This window comes from Milkweed yellows phytoplasma str. MW1 (assembly GCF_000309485.1).
In the GTDB taxonomy this organism is placed as follows: Bacteria; Bacillota_I; Bacilli_A; order Acholeplasmatales; family Acholeplasmataceae; genus Phytoplasma.
The window spans coordinates 1-568 of sequence record NZ_AKIL01000031.1 but is presented as its reverse complement, the minus strand read 5'-3'; the positions used below and the strand labels follow the sequence as shown (position 1 = coordinate 568).

Annotated in this window: 1 protein-coding gene; it reads right to left on the bottom strand. The window is 17.8% G+C overall.

What is annotated here, in order from left to right; translation table 11 throughout:
• Window positions 1-451, bottom strand: a 451-nt coding sequence (locus RI76_RS00490) for a hypothetical protein (protein WP_017192161.1), incomplete at its 3' end; no start/stop codon positions are given.
• Window positions 452-568: the final 117 nt, after the last annotated feature.

The following is a 568-nucleotide window of genomic DNA, read 5'->3' as shown; positions in this document are numbered from 1 at the left end:
TATTTTTTATTAAAATATTATTTTTTTGTTGTAATTCAATCTCTTTCTCTTTAATATTTGCAATTATTCTTTGTTTTTGCGATTCGGTCTCTTTATGTATAAGTTTTTTCGATTGATCCATTTCATTATCTAATTCACGAAGTTCAATATTTAATTTATTAATTTCAATATTTAATTCAGAAATTTTATCATCTAATTCAAGAATTTCAATATTTAATTCAGAAATTTTGTTTTTTATATCATTTTTTTTCAATGAAAATGATGTATTATAATATTCGTTTAATCTTGATAATCCATCAATTTTTGTATTTTTTTGTTCTATAAGTGTTTCATCATCTAAAAATATTTCTTTATTTTTTGACTTCCTATTATCTCTAAAATAGAGAAAAATAAAATAGAAAAAAATAAAAAGTAAAATTAACAAAAAAGAATAAATTAGTTTTTTTTTCAAAATTACAATCCTTTTCCTTTTATAAAATCTCAGCGAACCACTAAAATGGAACCATTAAAATAAACAATTTAATTAAATTCAAATATTCAAACTATTTATTAACTTTTTTAATAATAA